The sequence below is a fragment of the Neptuniibacter sp. QD37_11 genome (assembly GCF_047778105.1).
GTDB lineage: Bacteria > Pseudomonadota > Gammaproteobacteria > Pseudomonadales > Balneatricaceae > Neptuniibacter.
Genome location: NZ_CP180554.1, coordinates 622706 through 636596, shown reverse-complemented (window position 1 = coordinate 636596; position 13891 = coordinate 622706). Strand labels below are relative to the sequence as shown.

Genomic DNA, 13891 nt, shown 5'->3' with positions numbered 1-13891 from the left:
TTCCGATCCTATTTCGGTTTAGGGGTTATGGTTGGTCATGAATTAAAGATCAAAGTAGCGCTTAATGACGGGAATGACGCGCTTAAGATCTAGATTTTTTAGATGGCTTTTGTTCCCTAGCTCACGGTGAATAAGCGCTTGAGGGTAGAAGTGGTGCTGCGAGATCTGCATGTATTTAAGGTCATCTTCAATCATCATAATCATTTCAGCGCCTTGCCGAGTTAGCTTGACGGCCAGAGGTGTCTCGGACTCAACGTAGGCTTTAATCGCGTCCATAGAAACCATGATCTCATCTAATGTCGGAAGATCACCCACCCGGTTACGAGCGCAGTTAAACTTAGTATGCTGATCACCATATTCTAAGACTATCTTACTCATGCATGACTCCTGATGGATTAAGAGAGGGTAAACAACCCTCCCTTATCTGTAAAGCTTACGGAAGTAGACCTAAGCAAGGCATGCGGTTTTCATCGGGCTCAAGCACCTTGCCTTTTTGAAGCGCATCTTCTAAGTCATCGACCGCCTGATCAAAGGTGTTAATAGATGCCGTCGAAGCAGAGATACCCCGCAGAGTCTGAATTAACTGAGCTGAACGATTAATGATCTCTGTGACCTGATCCGGCGTCAACTCCACTTCACGAGAGCCGGTAATCTCACCTGAAGAGTCAAAGGTATTTAATTCCAAACCTGCTGGCTCTGTAGGTTGCTCTGGAGAATCAGCGGACTCTGACTTTATTTCATCAATTCTGGCCTTTGTATGCACGAACTGCAAAAAGTCACGGACAGGGCGATCACCCCAGCAGGCATACTGCTCGCAAGACAGTACAATCTCGCCTTCAAGCGACTCTGCAATTTGCTCTAAACGGTCGTTAAGATTTACCGCTGCCGAATGGCGAGTGGCCAGTAACGCCGTATGCAACCTATAGGCATTAAAAACATGATGACCTTCTTTAGTAGGCACATCATAATCAATCATGGTGTCAATTTGCTTGGCAAGCTCTTTCGCAATCATGGACATGGAGCATTCCTCTCTCAAAAATTCATGCTATTTATTATAATGATTAAATAAGAATTAGCAATTAAAAAGTAATCTCATGGCAGCAAAAAGCCACCCTATGGTGGCTTTTTTAAGTAATTAGGATTTAATTCAAATTACTCGACGTGACCTTCGTGTTCTAAGGCAAAATGAGTCTCAGAAGAATCAAGATCCTCAATAAAAATACTTAAGCTCTCGCATACAAATCCGGCCACGGGATGTTCGGCGCTAAAGTAAATTGCACCATCATCCTGAATCTTTATCAGCTGCAGTCTTGTAGATACCTCACAGAGCGAAATGGAGTCTCCATTTTCTTGGATGTCGTCAATTAAATTGCTGCACCATTTGCCGGTCGGGAAGCGATCTGATATCTCAAAAACCCCTGTATCACGCACCAATGCAAGCAGTAATTTAATGCGATCGATCTGCGCTGGATCTAACTCGACCACAAGCGTATTAGGTACTTCGGTCACCAGACCTTCATCTCCAGATAAAACCTCTAGAACTAACTTTTTCATCTCTCACACTCTCAGTAAATGATAAATAACTCAGAAAGAACTAAACCAATTAGGTCAGACTTTCATACTCTGCACTACAAGCATCACATACATAGGGGCCTTCGATCTTGTCAGTGTCATAAATCGACGCACCGGCCTGTTCATCGCCAGAGGCATGATCAACGTAGCGACCTGTCTCATCAACATACACGCTCACGGTACCGGACTGACGACCATAGAATTCCGTATTTAAGCAATCTGGACAGAAGCTTGGCACAGCGTCCTGATCCGAGGTTTCACGACCACACTTGGTGCAGCTGAAGGGCCCGTAAGGAGCACCAAACTCAGCATCGCCGTAGCTTTCGTTATATAAGTTGCGGACAAAGTTGCCTTGGTTATCTACCACGACATCAAGATAAACACGCTGGGATGCAATGAAACGATTGCCATTGCAGTTTTCTGACTGACACATAAGTCTTTCTCCTCTCATCTCTCTTTATTTATTATAATGATATTTTGAGACAAAGCAATATAAAGCCTGCGAATGAGACAGGCTTTAAAGGAATAAATCTAGGCAGATGCCTGAATGTATTTTAGGGCTACAACGTTACTCGGGCCGAAAATCAGACAAACCGTCTATAGGTATGTTGTTTGCTGCTAGTACACCTAACACCTCATCAAACCCAATATGTTTCAGCATAAAGGCAACCTGCGCCTGAAACCCATGGTTATTTACTTTCGTCGCCTCGCTAGACAGAAGATCCATCGCCATAACGCTGCGATCCTCACGCGCTATCAATGCCGGGACAAAACCATTCTCACAAATAAAACTATCATAGCATGGTATTTTTTCATGCACGCGCTCAACCAAGCTGTGAATCGTATCATCAAAGACGTCAGCCTCGGGTGTGATATGCTGTAAACGAAGGTAGGTGTCGATATTCTGGGCAATTTCAGCTGACTGTTTCATATAAAGCTCCTCTCTCATCTCTTTTAACTATTATAAGGATTAATAACTAAAACACAAGACAGAAGCAAATTAGTGGCGTACTTAGATTCATTGTTAGAAGGGAGGCGTAGACCTCGAACATTAGATACTGTTATAATAATAAAAATGGAATTATTGAGAGAGGCTCTCCTATGTCCGTCAGTCTGTTAGGCCCTGAACACGTTGATCAGGTAGTTACGTCCTTAATTAAATATTACGACGAAAATTTTGGCTCTGAAGATCCAAGTAAAAACAAACTGTCTTGCCTGATTCACGACTTGTTTACCGCAGCTTCACGGGAAGAAGGGGTTATGAGTCCTGAAAACCTGCGTGACGATCTACTTAAGCAGATTACGTCAGAGAACATTGCGGTGTTTCAGGAAAATTACTCGAATCGTTACCCAGAAGAAGTAGCGGAAGTGCAGGCAGAAATTGAAGCGTATTCCGATGAGGCCGAGCCGCTGCCGATGGTTGGTCTGAAAAATCTTATCGACATGCAAAGTGCGATCTACCATGTAGCCTACAACTTGGATCGTGCGACACCTGTCGGCAAAGCGATGAATGTAATCGATGATCAGATGGCTGGGTATGTTCTAAAGCAAGTGCCGGGTTACCCATCTAAAACCGGGCCAGTTGATCAAGTGGCTGCGGATCTAATCAGTTTGCGCACATGGGGCGACAAGCTCTACCACTATCACTGTCCGATCGACAGTGTCCTCGTTAAGTTTGAAATGTCTACGGTGGATGATGTTTATGATGAGGATGTAATCTACGGTGAAAATTACTTAGCCACTCTGTATGAGCAGGCTATGTCAGAAGAGCGGCCGATCGTCCTGCCAACCGAGCAGGGTCATAGCAACAACCAATTGCCGGGACTTCGTACGCTGGCAGGTGACAGGCTGGGTACGATTCGAATTCAGGCGGATGTACCTAAACCGGAATTTGGGCAAGTGATGCATGTTGCTAGGGCACTGGATGATCTAAAAGCGAAGGTGGATGCGATGCCACTTGAGGATTTCTGTTCTACGCAAGGTGAGCCGCTTTCACAAGAGCAACTGGATAGCCTTAAAGGCCGTCTTGATAGTGCAGTAAATGTGCATAATTCTATGGCCTTTGGCGGTCTAATACACCTTCAGAGGCAGCGAGATCGTTCCCAAGAGGTTGAGAATGATGGGCTAGCGCCTTAATTGACATCCTTCCCGCCCTGAAGAGACGGGGATTCCTATAAGTAGGCGGCAATACTCTTGCGAGATTGCACTGGTTCCTGCTTCATAGAGCTTCCCAACGGAGGCTCTCCACAAGCTAACACGGCATGCCCTGCCGCTAAAATATTTAAGGCTGCATTATCATCTGCATTAAGTTCTTTGCCGCAATTAGTGCAGTTAAAGAGTGCCTGACTGACCCGGCTTGCCGGGTCTATATGACCACAGCATGAGCAGGTTTGGCTGGTTCGGGCAGGGTTGATCGCCAGTACATCACCACCTTTCCACTGCTGTTTGTACTCCAATTGTCGCCGAGTTTCAGACCACGCCTGATCGAGAATGGAGCGGTTGAGACCTGCTTTTTGACAAACATGGGAGCCGGGTGAATCTAGCGTGCCTTTTGCAGATTTTGACATATTCCTGACCTGCAAATCCTCAATAATGATCATAGCGTGGCTATTGCTGATCTTAGTGGTGATTTTATGCAGGTAGTCTTTACGGCAATCCGCGATCTTGCTGTGAAGGCGTGCGATGCGGGCCTTCTGTTTCTGCCAATTGGCAGAGAATTTTACTTTACGTGCGAGATTTTGTTGCTCGCGTTTCAGTTTCTGTTGGTGTTTCTTAAAACTATTGAGGGGTTCATATACAACGCCGTCAGATAAAGTGGCGAAACGCTTAACGCCTAAATCAATCCCCACAATGGAGTGAGAAGGGTGTTGCGGTTCACCGATCTCTATTTCACATTGAACCGAAATATACCATTTCCCGGCGCGATAACTGACGGTCAGATTTTTAGGCTTACCTTCTAATTTCCGGCTGTTTCTAAAGCAGACCCAACCGATCTTCGGAATATAAACGCGGTTCCCGTCAAATTTAAACCGTTGTGGGATGCGGAACGATTCATCTTTCCCTTTCTTTCGCCAGATAGGGATGCGTTTATTCGGTTGCTGTTTGTCAAATCCGTCTTTAAAGGCGCGATCCAGATCCTTCAAGCGTTGCTGCAGCGCCTGACTGTCCCCGGCCTTTAAAAACCCTAATTCTTCTGATGATTTCCAGAGTTTTAACCAAAAACAAAGCTCTGCAAACCACAAAAGAGGCAGTCCATCTTTTAGCCTTCGGAGGTTCAGTTCTAATGCTTTATTCCAGACAAAGCGACAAAATGCAGCCTGCTCAAATAGCATCTGCTCAATCTCAGGCGTTGTCTTTAATTGGTACTGAAAAGCCTTACGTATCAACATGCAGCAAGAATAATACTGTATTTATATACAGTCAAGTTAATCATGCTCTGCATGATGCGCTATCCATCCCCCACCTGAAGGAAGGGGCTTTCCGCGCTTATTGGCAACCTGAAAGACCTTCTACATAGGTTCAATGCATTCTTTGGTTAGCGCGACATAGGAGGTTAATTAGTGCTTCAAGAAGAAGAAAAAATAACATTAAAGGAAAGACTCGAAAGGCTACCAATCAGTCCAACCCAATGGCTGTTAATCGGTGCTTTCATACTTGCCTTGATGGGCGGGATGATTATTTATTATGGCGTTAGCGGTATTCTGGAACAAAAATATTACAGCTGGTGGGAGAATACCCGCACCAAGATTCATATTGGCGGGGATCTAGCTATCATTCCAAATGTGGGGGGAATTATCACCGGCCTTAGTGCTATCGTGATGGCTGCGGGATGTCTGCATGTGAATAAAGTGGATCGTTATTTTAAGGTATTTTTAATCGCTGCCTTGTTGGGTCTGGCGATCACGAAATTCGCAGAAATTCTTTACGCCTAAATTTAAAAAACCCGACTTATGTTACCTATATTACATAAGTCAGGCTACGTAGGTGCCTTCCTGTTATACCCAGCTACACTACTAAGTTAATTTTGGCTTTGGTTTTTCTGGCAGGATGTAGTGTTTCTTCACCAGCGTTGCTGAGAAACAGAAGCGACCTTCACCATTTTCAACTGGGCCCGGACCGACATAAGGATCAGCACGCAGTTCCCAACCGTTATCAAGGCATTCTGAGAGCTCTTGTTCAATCAACTGATGCTGCTCTGAGCCAAACATGTCAAACGAGCGGGTCAGCAACTTGGTCTCAGTGGTGTATTTTAAGTCACGTACCAAAACCTGCTTCAGGTAGTGAACATTGTGCTCCGTTTGCTGATAGCTTATGCCGCCTTGCATACGCCAGCCTTCATTCATGAGCTCCTGAAAAGCACTAAAAAAGTCCTTAGCCTTGTATTTTGAATTGCTTGTTCTTGCCACTGAGATAACTAGAACCTCTTGTGTGGCACCCTCTTTAACATGGTATTGGAACACACCATTCTTAATATCTTCATGCATGCAACTTTTCCTTAATCTGATTAAATAACTACGATTATAGTTTTGCCAAAATCTCTTTCTCACGGCGCAGAGAGTGCTTTACTTCGGCTTCTTGCTCACGCAGATCAGTAAAACTGGATTCAAACGCATCTTCAACCAGTTCGCGTGAAGCGCTATCAGTCTCATCAAAGGCGGCCAAACATGTGTTATAGACCACTTCCGTTTTTGCAATATTTGCAGCAATGCCTTCCAATCCTTTCTGATAGCGTTCAATATTAATCAAGGCGCGGTAACGCTTAAGCTCATTTATGCAAGCATGGTTATCTGTTTTTAGCTGCCGCTTAATGAAATCAAGATTAATGCCAATGCATGAATCCAGCTCAAAGCTAATAAAGGTATTGGCACCCTGTTCTTTGTTCAGCTCATCACGCACTTTTAAGCGCAGCGCAGTCTTATTGCCCGGGCGCGTCAGGGTTTCAATAATTTCACCGTTCCGAGTGTCAATGATGCCTGCAATAACGAGATTTGAACTCATGCTACTAATCCTTAAAATAATCTTTGGCAATGTTTTAACTGTAAGATGTGTTACTTAAATAAGCTCCATGTGAATTTTGACCTTTTCACGAATAGACATGAATTTCTCCATAGAGGTGTCACCACCTTTGGCTTGCATGCCTGTCCAGCTTAAATAGTAAGACTTAATTTTCTTTTCCAATTCCGCTTCGCTCTTGGCGAGAATATCAAACTGAAACTTGCCTTTAAGTTTGAGTGCGTAAATCATCTGACACCTTTGGAAATTGAGTATATTTTAAGCTTAGAATATGCGGGCTGGCAGCACTTGTCTACCAGCCCTAGCGGTTTAGTATTCAAAGCGATCATGGATGCTGATAGCTACTCTACCTAGATCACCGCCAGAGATTTTTTTCACGGCACGAGAAAAGCGGGAATCGCTTGTTCCGGCGTAGTTACCACCCATCATACCACCTTTACGTGGCTTGCCGATCTCATCGGCTGGCACGATGATCACGTGACCTTGAGTAGCGCCTTTCACAAGCAGGGCTGCAGGACGATCCGCTTCAGGCTTAAATGGCCCATCCACATTAATCAGCGTTAGCTCATCATGCTGAGAGGATATACCACCAGCAGTACAGTTACGCTCAACACCATCATCCTTTGTGCGATAAACATTAACGATTAGACCCATGGTAATTCCCTCTCTCTTAATCTCAATTCTTAATATATATTATAATGATAATTAAATTAAAAGCAAGAAAAAGCACTGACTCCAGCGTTAGTATTCGAGAGGAAAGGCGAGGTTTTAATAGCTCGCCTTTCAGTGGGATCTATAGCACTCTAACAATGATCTGTTTCGTAGTCGTAATATCACCACTCTCATCGAAACCTGTTGTTACTAGGGCGCTCTGAACTTCACATTTTCGCTTTTCTTTTGCAAAAATAGCTTTCGCATTCGAAGAGATCTTTTGTCGAACTTCTGATGCTGAATGACCTTCTACTTCCGCTAAAAAATAAATTCCGCAAGCACCAGCAGGTCTTTTGGCTAGATCTGTAATTGGCACAGATTCTAGGGCGATAAATTTGCTTCGACTTTCCTGCATTTGTTAAGCTCCCGGTACAGTGTGCTGCTTAATGATGGTGGGTTGTAGCTTGATATCAACTTTCAATAAATATTATAAGGATAGTTTGACTAAAAGCAAGCAAAGCACTAACTCTGACGTTAGCATTCGAGAGAAAAACTGAGTCTTAACCCCTCGCCTTTCAGTGGGATCTATAGCACTCTAACAATGATCTGTTTCGTAGTCGTAATATCACTACTCTCATCGCAACCCGCTGTTACTAGGACAAATGCACTTCGACTTTCCTGCATTTATTATGTACCCACCAATATTGCATAGATTACTGATTACGTTCTACCCGGCCTTAGCGAATGTCTGATTGATAGGGTCATTCATAGAGCGTAGGTTCGGTTGATCAAAACAAAGAAGACCTATTTCTTGGTTAACCAATATCTGACAGCCAAGCACTGCAGCGATATTGAAGTAGGTTTCCACTTTGACCGTAGGTTTGGCAGATTCAACGTCTCTAACTGTTACATGGCTGGCACCAATGTTCTTAGCAATCACATCCTGACGGAATGCGCGACGCTTGCGATCATTAAGCAGGAACGAACCGCAATCGTTTAGACAGTTAAGGCGGAAAGTGCGTTCGAGATCGCTACTTTTCCTAAAGAAGAGCTTTATGCCCAGTGCTTTCAATGCACTGGAATAGAGGCCGATCTGGGAACCTTGAGCGCCTTTCTCTATGTGCTTTAGTGTCACATGACTTGTATCCAGTTGCTTGGCAAAGTCATCTTGACGAAGTCCTTGTGCCTTACGGGTTTTGCGAATGATCTCACCCAATTGCGCCGGTGTACTGATCTGGAAATAAGGTGCGTTCGTCATATCTGCCTGCAAAGTCAAAAACGTAGGTTATCTTACAGAACAAAACTGTTTAGGTAAGCCTCTAGATCCACTATCTTTTCGCCACTGGTGCAACCGCGATCATCGTACAATAACCCCTTATTAATAATGAACTCAGTGCACTCAATATCTGCCACAAGCAAGCCGTTTTTTTCCGCAGCAAGCTCATACAGTTCTTCTAAGCTCTTTGCGACCTGTCCTTTAAGCAGGGATGTATCGACAGCATCATTAATCGCAAAGTAATAGCCGTTCTGGTTAATAAAGTACGTCATTTGCTAGTCCTTATCTAATGAAAGGGAGGTTAAACCTCCCTAGAAAAGCCTATGTAAAAGTTACCTTATAGGTAATCCTCGCGAGAAACTTCCTCTGCAGGGTTCATTGGGCCTAAAGCTACGTCATGATAGTGCGGGAAGGCTTCTTCACACACTTCCAGAGCCGCCTGTGTCGCACTTTCCTTATCTGTAGATGCTACCACGACCATGTGACTGTCCATTGCGGTACTCAGATCATCATCACCATACACGCCAATCTCAACCTCATAAAGAGACAGCTCATCAAAGCAATCCACGTCCACTTCAGCAACAGCTTCGTGGAAATTCAGAGGCAAGTCACTAGCACTAGCAACGCTAGCAACGCTCTCATTTAGGAACGCAAGGAAATCAGACTGACCTGACGTAACAAAAGTCATTAAGACATTAAGCTGAGTTGCTTCATTCCAGCCTTGAGCAGCTGCTACGTTCACAAAATGGGTTTGCAGGCCAGAAAGATCAGCTTGCTTAGGTGCTACCTTATCAAACTCAGCTTTTAAAGCATTACTGTTCAGACCCTCAGTTTCAGCAAACGCTTCTAGTAGCTTATTGCCGCCAACAGAAGCATAGCCCTTTGCGCGCAACGTATCTGCGAACTGATGGAAGCGATTAGATAGTGCAGTAAAGCTAGAAAAACCAGAAACTAAATTAGACATGGAATCATCCTCATCAATAGCCACATACAATGAACTGCCTCCGTTACTCAAAATGGCCGAGAATTTTCCCATTCATTTTGAAAGGTCTTACCGATGATTCACGTCTTGCTTTGGAGGCCGCAGGTTATCAACCTTTCTTTAGCTGGTTAACGGGGGTAACGCAGCCGTATTAAGATGATATTTATTATAAGGGTAATGATAAGAAAAGCAAGCTTTAATGGGGTATTTATGTGCTTTTGATAGGTAGTGCGCAATACTCATAAGTTTACAGATAGGCGCGAAGTCCTTTTTACGATAGCTGGCGGGCGAAGTCACGCAAAAAACGAATCATACAACTCTTGTGACAATTGTCAGGCATCGAATTCCATCTGCTTATTCATCGTATAAGCATAGGCGGCGTGCCGTAAAGGTGATACCGGGTTCAGCCCGGATCACTTCACCGGTTATTTCACCATACGTTTCGTAGCCTTCTGGGCAGGCAGGTGGATTAGCTGCAGCGATAAGTCGATCATACCGCACCCGCTTACCTTCGCCTTTATCTTGAAACTCACGTATGACCGCATCTATCGCATCCAGTGTTACACAGTCCTTGGGGATGGTTGTGTGGGGCACAAGGACGTTTGTCTTCTGTATTAAGACTGAGTATCCATGACCAAACCAGTTGCATGTCGTAACAAGCGAGTCCCGAGCCATTGCGGTGTTGCTCATCGTGAGCATTAAAAGAGTAAGACCGATAAATCGAAAGGGTGCCTGTAAAAGTTTTACCATGTACTACCTATTCACTTAAGAGTTTAATTCTGTTAGTTAGCACTGCAGCCGTTTCCTCGTCCCGTATCTGAATCGTCAGGGCCATGATCAGCAACTATTCCTCAAACTCAAGGCTGTAGTTACCCAGTGCCAGTTTTATTTCACCCTCTTTGTTCAGAGAGCGGGACAGCCAGTTACACGGAGCTTATATCTTACCCCTCAAGTCGTCCCGTTAAACTCGTTTTGCAGCCTGCTTATAAACAAAATTTCGTTCTCGTTTACCCACAGCAACGACCACTACTGTTACTATGTTATCCTGTACTTCGTAAACAAGCCTATAGCCAGACTGACGCAGCTTGATCTTGTAGCGATCTTTGGCACCAGATAATCGGCTGCTTTCTACTCGAGGGTGCTCAAGGCGTTCTGCCAACTTGTTTTTGAATTGATCCCGAATATTCGCCCCCAGCTTGCGCCACTCCTTCAGTGATTCCTCACGAAACGCCAGCTTATAGGTCATCCAATGAGACCTCTATGATTTGTTGATCCTGACGTGCATCCGCAATGGTATTCAGTTCAATGTCTTCCAACCGATCCATAAGTTCCTCCCATGCTTCTGCTGGTACGCAATAGAAGTCTGGTTCATTGCGGTTCAGTACTGCAATTGGAAAACCTTCACCTTGTGCCACAACAGCACTGGGATTCTTCTTTAGCTCGGTGATGCTTACACAGGTATCAGCTAAAACTTGTCGCGCCATGATCCACCTCAAAACCTATTTATAGGTCTTATTATAGATCTTTATGGCATCAGGAACAATAAAAAGACCTTTCTATAGGTCTTTAATTGGCTCTTGATCAGTGAGATACGCCGGGGGTTACCCCGGCATTAGCCTCACAGCGCTAGGTCTGGCATTTCTGGGTTGTTTTCCATCATCGCCGCCAGCGCACCGCCAAGATCTTCATGACCCATTTCTTTGGCATGCTTCTCCTCAGTAGGGATACCAACAATGTCGTAACCTTCCTGCTGGAACACTTGCACCAGACTGTCTACGTTGTGGCATACGTGACGCAGACCCAAGCGCCATGCCTGATTCGCCAGACGGAACATGCGGTCGTAGTTGCTGTGCTGGCCCTTAGCGATAGACACAATGCCAAAGCGCATCAGGTACTGCACCGCTGCGGTAGGGGAGATGTCATCGGTGTTGTACTTGTTCAGGGCGCGATCCAACTCCATCCACATAAACTCCGCAAGGTAGTCGTTGTGGATCTCAAACTCACCCGTTACCTGACAGTCACCGTTGTAACTCTTACCGTTCTTCTCTACCACGACTTCCTGATTCAGCGTCATCATCTCGGAGTCACGGAAACCATTCGTTGGGCTGTTGTACTCTGGCGATGTATACACCAATGTACCGTGATTCTGTGATTTAAGGCGATCATAGTTCTCTGTAATCTCTTCTGGCGGCAGTTTAGACTCACCAAGGTTGTAGATGTCATTGTAGATCTTCAGTGCCTGTAGACCCTTATGCAAGCCGTAGCGGCCCCATAGGACATCAATCGCAATCACCTCTTCCAATGTTAGGACAGTGAAGCGGGGTTCAATGCCCAGTTTCGCTGCCGCTTCCTCTTCCTGAATCTGGATAGACAGCGCCATGGTTAGCAACTCTTCCTGAAACTCTGGGCTGTAGTTACCCAGTGCTAGTTTCATCTCACCCTCTTTGTTCAGAGAGCGGGATAGCCAATTACGACGATTGGGGTTGTCATGCTCGGCCTGCAGGTAGTTACGGAAGTGCATCAGTGGGCGCATAAACGCGTACTGCTCATCAGTCAGCATTTCCGCCATGGACTTATCATCATTGACCTGAAGGCAAATCCAGCAACCAAACCGAGCTCCGCAACCGGCACTGCCTGCTTTGCCGTCTACGGCATTCACCATGCATTCACCACCGTTGGCACCACGGTACACTTCAACCAATTCATCGAAGCTGGAGTAAGTATTGATTTTGTTGGAGCGCACGTAACCAATGGCAAAGAAGATATCATCCAGCGTGAAATGAGCAATGGAGGACAAGATCTTCTCTCCTTTGCGTTCAACGTATTCATCTGGACGCTCACCGTTCTTAAGCATATCTGCACGACGGTAGTCAGACTCATCATAACGCTTACCAACAAGGGTAATTACTTTTCCGTCATGGCCTGCATTAAGACGCTTTAGGATGCGTTTCTTTAGACGCTGTACTGGCTTGACTTTCATATTGTCAGCACACGCACGATCCATGCCTACAACAGAGGCTGTAGAGCGACCACCAATAATGTTTACCAAGTAGTTTTGAGACAGGTTCGGGCGTGCCACCTCGACCTCAACAGGCAGACCATGCTCTGCAGCGAAGACGCGAATTTTCGCCAGCTCCATGTGGGCATACGCAGACAGCACTGGATTCTCTACCAGCGTGTCACCGTGTAACACTACCATCTGTGGGCAACGAGATAAACCGTGCTCTTCTACGAATTCACGCATCGCATTCAGCGCCAGCATCAGCATCACGCTCGAGTCTTTGCCGCCTGACCATGCTACGCAAAGCGCATAGCCTTCAGCAAGATAATGCTTGATGACATCCATGGATGCTTTGGCTTTATCTTCAATATCTAAGGAGTTGAACAGAGGTGCCAGATCACGCTCTGGATCAAACAATGCATCCACTAAAGGGAGGCGATTGAACTCTGCGAATAGGTCATCTTGAAGTTGTGAAGTCATCTGCTATTCCTCTCCCATCTCTTAATATTTATTATAATGTTTTTTATCAAAACATCAAGCAATAAAGATGCTTTTAGATGCCTTAACAAACCCGCTTAAGTGTTGACTGTGAATTAAAAATCATTATAATTATGAACATAGCAATGAGAGAGGCTATCCCATGAAAAAATTCAATCTAATGATTACCGATAACGGCCAACCACGCGACTTAACTGTGGGTCTGGATTTTACCCCTGTGACTGATGGAAGCTTTGTTGGTGAAAAAGCGTGGGATATTTTTGCTGCTGGCGTCCAAATTGGTACCATTATCAAATCCACGGGCTACAAGCGTATCGCGGGCGGCTGGGACTCCAACAAGCGGGAAACCATTTGGGGTTACAAAGCCAAGCTCGAAGGCCACAACTGCGCAGGTCAAGATTATCCATTGCGCGCAGACGCTGTGCATGCCTTGATTAGAGTGGTGGCGTTGGTAAATATTGACCTGATCAACCCGGCCGTAATTCACGAGGGGCGCTAGCGAGGAGTAAAGGCTCTATCGGACCTTGTAGTCACTATACAAGATGGCTTGTATACTCAACGCATGAGAGGGTGTAAATATGACGATTGAATCCATTCCTTTAAACACTAAAGGTAATCTGATCACTGTAAATGGCCTGCAGATTCTTGAGCACCAGTGGCAAAGCATTATCTTCTATGCCGAACAGATGCACGAGGGTGGTTGCTTGGATGAAGAGCATGGCGATGCCGTGGCTGAGATTATGAATCATCTATATCAAGTTCAGGAGCAGGGCTGCATCGACCCTGTGATCGTAACACTTTTTGAGATCTACTCAGAAGAGGCGATCGAAGCACTAGTTAAGTTTGGCGAGAGCCGTGACTGGAACTTTAATAAGCATAATCTTGATTAACCAACGTG

General features: G+C 45.2%; 22 protein-coding genes. 4 read left to right on the top strand and 18 right to left on the bottom strand.

Annotation, left to right across the window (positions count from 1 at the left end; all coding sequences use genetic code 11):
* Window positions 1–42: 42 nt before the first annotated feature.
* From ACMXYT_RS21500 to ACMXYT_RS21480, 5 genes are all read right to left on the bottom strand, one after another.
* Complete coding sequence (locus ACMXYT_RS21500; protein ID WP_415912454.1) at window positions 43–378, bottom strand: hypothetical protein; 336 nt, start codon at window positions 376–378, stop codon at window positions 43–45.
* Window positions 379–433: 55 nt separating this feature from the next.
* Window positions 434–1018, bottom strand: coding sequence for a hypothetical protein (locus ACMXYT_RS21495; protein ID WP_415912453.1), 585 nt, complete (start codon window positions 1016–1018; stop codon window positions 434–436).
* Window positions 1019–1152: 134 nt separating this feature from the next.
* Window positions 1153–1554: a hypothetical protein gene (locus tag ACMXYT_RS21490; protein ID WP_415912452.1), complete on the bottom strand. Its 402-nt coding sequence runs from the start codon at window positions 1552–1554 to the stop codon at window positions 1153–1155.
* A gap of 49 nt (window positions 1555–1603) precedes the next feature.
* The gene (locus ACMXYT_RS21485) at window positions 1604–2005 is read right to left on the bottom strand and encodes a hypothetical protein (RefSeq protein ID WP_415912451.1); all 402 of its coding nucleotides are present in this window, start codon (window positions 2003–2005) and stop codon (window positions 1604–1606) included.
* Between the two features lie 135 nt (window positions 2006–2140).
* Window positions 2141–2503, bottom strand: a complete 363-nt coding sequence (locus tag ACMXYT_RS21480) for a hypothetical protein (protein WP_415912450.1) — start codon at window positions 2501–2503, stop codon at window positions 2141–2143.
* A 170-nt stretch (window positions 2504–2673) separates the two neighbouring features.
* Here ACMXYT_RS21480 and ACMXYT_RS21475 point away from each other — a divergent pair, with 170 nt between their 5' ends.
* Complete coding sequence (locus ACMXYT_RS21475; protein WP_415912449.1) at window positions 2674–3708, top strand: hypothetical protein; 1035 nt, start codon at window positions 2674–2676, stop codon at window positions 3706–3708.
* A 35-nt stretch (window positions 3709–3743) separates the two neighbouring features.
* Here the strand turns inward: ACMXYT_RS21475 and ACMXYT_RS21470 are convergent, their stop codons facing one another.
* Entirely contained in the window at window positions 3744–4961 is a 1218-nt protein-coding gene (locus ACMXYT_RS21470; RefSeq protein ID WP_415912448.1) for an RNA-guided endonuclease InsQ/TnpB family protein, read from the bottom strand.
* Window positions 4962–5132: 171 nt separating this feature from the next.
* On the opposite strand from ACMXYT_RS21470, the gene ACMXYT_RS21465 reads away from it, so the two are divergent.
* Complete coding sequence (locus ACMXYT_RS21465; RefSeq protein WP_415912447.1) at window positions 5133–5504, top strand: hypothetical protein; 372 nt, start codon at window positions 5133–5135, stop codon at window positions 5502–5504.
* An 81-nt stretch (window positions 5505–5585) separates the two neighbouring features.
* Here ACMXYT_RS21465 and ACMXYT_RS21460 read toward each other — a convergent pair whose 3' ends face one another.
* The 12 genes from ACMXYT_RS21460 to ACMXYT_RS21405 all read right to left on the bottom strand — a co-directional run bounded on the left by ACMXYT_RS21460 (window position 5586) and on the right by ACMXYT_RS21405 (window position 12975).
* A complete protein-coding gene (locus ACMXYT_RS21460) occupies window positions 5586–6056 on the bottom strand; it encodes a hypothetical protein (RefSeq protein WP_415912446.1) in 471 nt (156 codons plus the stop codon).
* A gap of 34 nt (window positions 6057–6090) precedes the next feature.
* Window positions 6091–6570, bottom strand: coding sequence for a hypothetical protein (locus ACMXYT_RS21455; protein WP_415912445.1), 480 nt, complete (start codon window positions 6568–6570; stop codon window positions 6091–6093).
* A gap of 54 nt (window positions 6571–6624) precedes the next feature.
* A complete protein-coding gene (locus ACMXYT_RS21450; RefSeq protein WP_415912444.1) occupies window positions 6625–6816 on the bottom strand; it encodes a hypothetical protein in 192 nt (63 codons plus the stop codon).
* Between the two features lie 78 nt (window positions 6817–6894).
* On the bottom strand, window positions 6895–7239 hold the full coding sequence (locus tag ACMXYT_RS21445; protein WP_415912443.1) for a hypothetical protein: 345 nt from the start codon (window positions 7237–7239) through the stop codon (window positions 6895–6897).
* Between the two features lie 139 nt (window positions 7240–7378).
* Window positions 7379–7651 carry a hypothetical protein gene (locus tag ACMXYT_RS21440; RefSeq protein WP_415912442.1) on the bottom strand — a complete coding sequence of 91 codons (273 nt, stop codon included), beginning with the start codon at window positions 7649–7651 and terminating at the stop codon, window positions 7379–7381.
* A gap of 312 nt (window positions 7652–7963) precedes the next feature.
* Entirely contained in the window at window positions 7964–8494 is a 531-nt protein-coding gene (locus ACMXYT_RS21435; RefSeq protein WP_415912441.1) for a helix-turn-helix domain-containing protein, read from the bottom strand.
* Window positions 8495–8526: 32 nt separating this feature from the next.
* The gene (locus ACMXYT_RS21430) at window positions 8527–8784 is read right to left on the bottom strand and encodes a hypothetical protein (RefSeq protein ID WP_415912440.1); all 258 of its coding nucleotides are present in this window, start codon (window positions 8782–8784) and stop codon (window positions 8527–8529) included.
* A 65-nt stretch (window positions 8785–8849) separates the two neighbouring features.
* Window positions 8850–9476, bottom strand: coding sequence for a hypothetical protein (locus ACMXYT_RS21425; protein WP_415912439.1), 627 nt, complete (start codon window positions 9474–9476; stop codon window positions 8850–8852).
* Between the two features lie 372 nt (window positions 9477–9848).
* The gene (locus tag ACMXYT_RS21420; protein ID WP_415912438.1) at window positions 9849–10244 is read right to left on the bottom strand and encodes a hypothetical protein; all 396 of its coding nucleotides are present in this window, start codon (window positions 10242–10244) and stop codon (window positions 9849–9851) included.
* Window positions 10245–10455: 211 nt separating this feature from the next.
* Complete coding sequence (locus ACMXYT_RS21415; RefSeq protein ID WP_415912437.1) at window positions 10456–10740, bottom strand: type II toxin-antitoxin system RelE family toxin; 285 nt, start codon at window positions 10738–10740, stop codon at window positions 10456–10458.
* The gene (locus ACMXYT_RS21410; protein ID WP_415912436.1) at window positions 10730–10978 is read right to left on the bottom strand and encodes a type II toxin-antitoxin system Phd/YefM family antitoxin; all 249 of its coding nucleotides are present in this window, start codon (window positions 10976–10978) and stop codon (window positions 10730–10732) included. Before ACMXYT_RS21410 ends, ACMXYT_RS21415 begins: the two co-directional genes overlap by 11 nt.
* Before the next feature lie 134 nt (window positions 10979–11112).
* Window positions 11113–12975 (bottom strand): phosphoadenosine phosphosulfate reductase family protein, encoded by a 1863-nt coding sequence (locus ACMXYT_RS21405; protein WP_415912435.1) that lies wholly within the window; start codon window positions 12973–12975, stop codon window positions 11113–11115.
* Between the two features lie 160 nt (window positions 12976–13135).
* Here ACMXYT_RS21405 and ACMXYT_RS21400 point away from each other — a divergent pair, with 160 nt between their 5' ends.
* Entirely contained in the window at window positions 13136–13492 is a 357-nt protein-coding gene (locus ACMXYT_RS21400) for a hypothetical protein (RefSeq protein ID WP_415912434.1), read from the top strand.
* 79 nt (window positions 13493–13571) lie between these two features.
* On the top strand, window positions 13572–13883 hold the full coding sequence (locus ACMXYT_RS21395) for a hypothetical protein (protein WP_415912433.1): 312 nt from the start codon (window positions 13572–13574) through the stop codon (window positions 13881–13883).
* Window positions 13884–13891: the final 8 nt, after the last annotated feature.

Excerpts from the sequence above, each read along its gene's own strand:
- ACMXYT_RS21500 (WP_415912454.1), bottom strand. The coding sequence starts at position 378 with ATGAGTAAGATAGTCTTAGAATATGGTGATCAGCATACTAAGTTTAAC.
- ACMXYT_RS21495 (WP_415912453.1), bottom strand. The coding sequence starts at position 1,018 with ATGTCCATGATTGCGAAAGAGCTTGCCAAGCAAATTGACACCATGATT.
- ACMXYT_RS21490 (WP_415912452.1), bottom strand. The coding sequence starts at position 1,554 with ATGAAAAAGTTAGTTCTAGAGGTTTTATCTGGAGATGAAGGTCTGGTG.
- ACMXYT_RS21485 (WP_415912451.1), bottom strand. The coding sequence starts at position 2,005 with ATGTGTCAGTCAGAAAACTGCAATGGCAATCGTTTCATTGCATCCCAG.
- ACMXYT_RS21480 (WP_415912450.1), bottom strand. The coding sequence starts at position 2,503 with ATGAAACAGTCAGCTGAAATTGCCCAGAATATCGACACCTACCTTCGT.
- ACMXYT_RS21475 (WP_415912449.1), top strand. The coding sequence starts at position 2,674 with ATGTCCGTCAGTCTGTTAGGCCCTGAACACGTTGATCAGGTAGTTACG.
- ACMXYT_RS21470 (WP_415912448.1), bottom strand. The coding sequence starts at position 4,961 with ATGTTGATACGTAAGGCTTTTCAGTACCAATTAAAGACAACGCCTGAG.
- ACMXYT_RS21460 (WP_415912446.1), bottom strand. The coding sequence starts at position 6,056 with ATGCATGAAGATATTAAGAATGGTGTGTTCCAATACCATGTTAAAGAG.
- ACMXYT_RS21455 (WP_415912445.1), bottom strand. The coding sequence starts at position 6,570 with ATGAGTTCAAATCTCGTTATTGCAGGCATCATTGACACTCGGAACGGT.
- ACMXYT_RS21450 (WP_415912444.1), bottom strand. The coding sequence starts at position 6,816 with ATGATTTACGCACTCAAACTTAAAGGCAAGTTTCAGTTTGATATTCTC.
- ACMXYT_RS21445 (WP_415912443.1), bottom strand. The coding sequence starts at position 7,239 with ATGGGTCTAATCGTTAATGTTTATCGCACAAAGGATGATGGTGTTGAG.
- ACMXYT_RS21440 (WP_415912442.1), bottom strand. The coding sequence starts at position 7,651 with ATGCAGGAAAGTCGAAGCAAATTTATCGCCCTAGAATCTGTGCCAATT.
- ACMXYT_RS21435 (WP_415912441.1), bottom strand. The coding sequence starts at position 8,494 with ATGACGAACGCACCTTATTTCCAGATCAGTACACCGGCGCAATTGGGT.
- ACMXYT_RS21430 (WP_415912440.1), bottom strand. The coding sequence starts at position 8,784 with ATGACGTACTTTATTAACCAGAACGGCTATTACTTTGCGATTAATGAT.
- ACMXYT_RS21425 (WP_415912439.1), bottom strand. The coding sequence starts at position 9,476 with ATGTCTAATTTAGTTTCTGGTTTTTCTAGCTTTACTGCACTATCTAAT.
- ACMXYT_RS21420 (WP_415912438.1), bottom strand. The coding sequence starts at position 10,244 with ATGGTAAAACTTTTACAGGCACCCTTTCGATTTATCGGTCTTACTCTT.
- ACMXYT_RS21415 (WP_415912437.1), bottom strand. The coding sequence starts at position 10,740 with ATGACCTATAAGCTGGCGTTTCGTGAGGAATCACTGAAGGAGTGGCGC.
- ACMXYT_RS21410 (WP_415912436.1), bottom strand. The coding sequence starts at position 10,978 with ATGGCGCGACAAGTTTTAGCTGATACCTGTGTAAGCATCACCGAGCTA.
- ACMXYT_RS21405 (WP_415912435.1), bottom strand. The coding sequence starts at position 12,975 with ATGACTTCACAACTTCAAGATGACCTATTCGCAGAGTTCAATCGCCTC.
- ACMXYT_RS21400 (WP_415912434.1), top strand. The coding sequence starts at position 13,136 with ATGAAAAAATTCAATCTAATGATTACCGATAACGGCCAACCACGCGAC.
- ACMXYT_RS21395 (WP_415912433.1), top strand. The coding sequence starts at position 13,572 with ATGACGATTGAATCCATTCCTTTAAACACTAAAGGTAATCTGATCACT.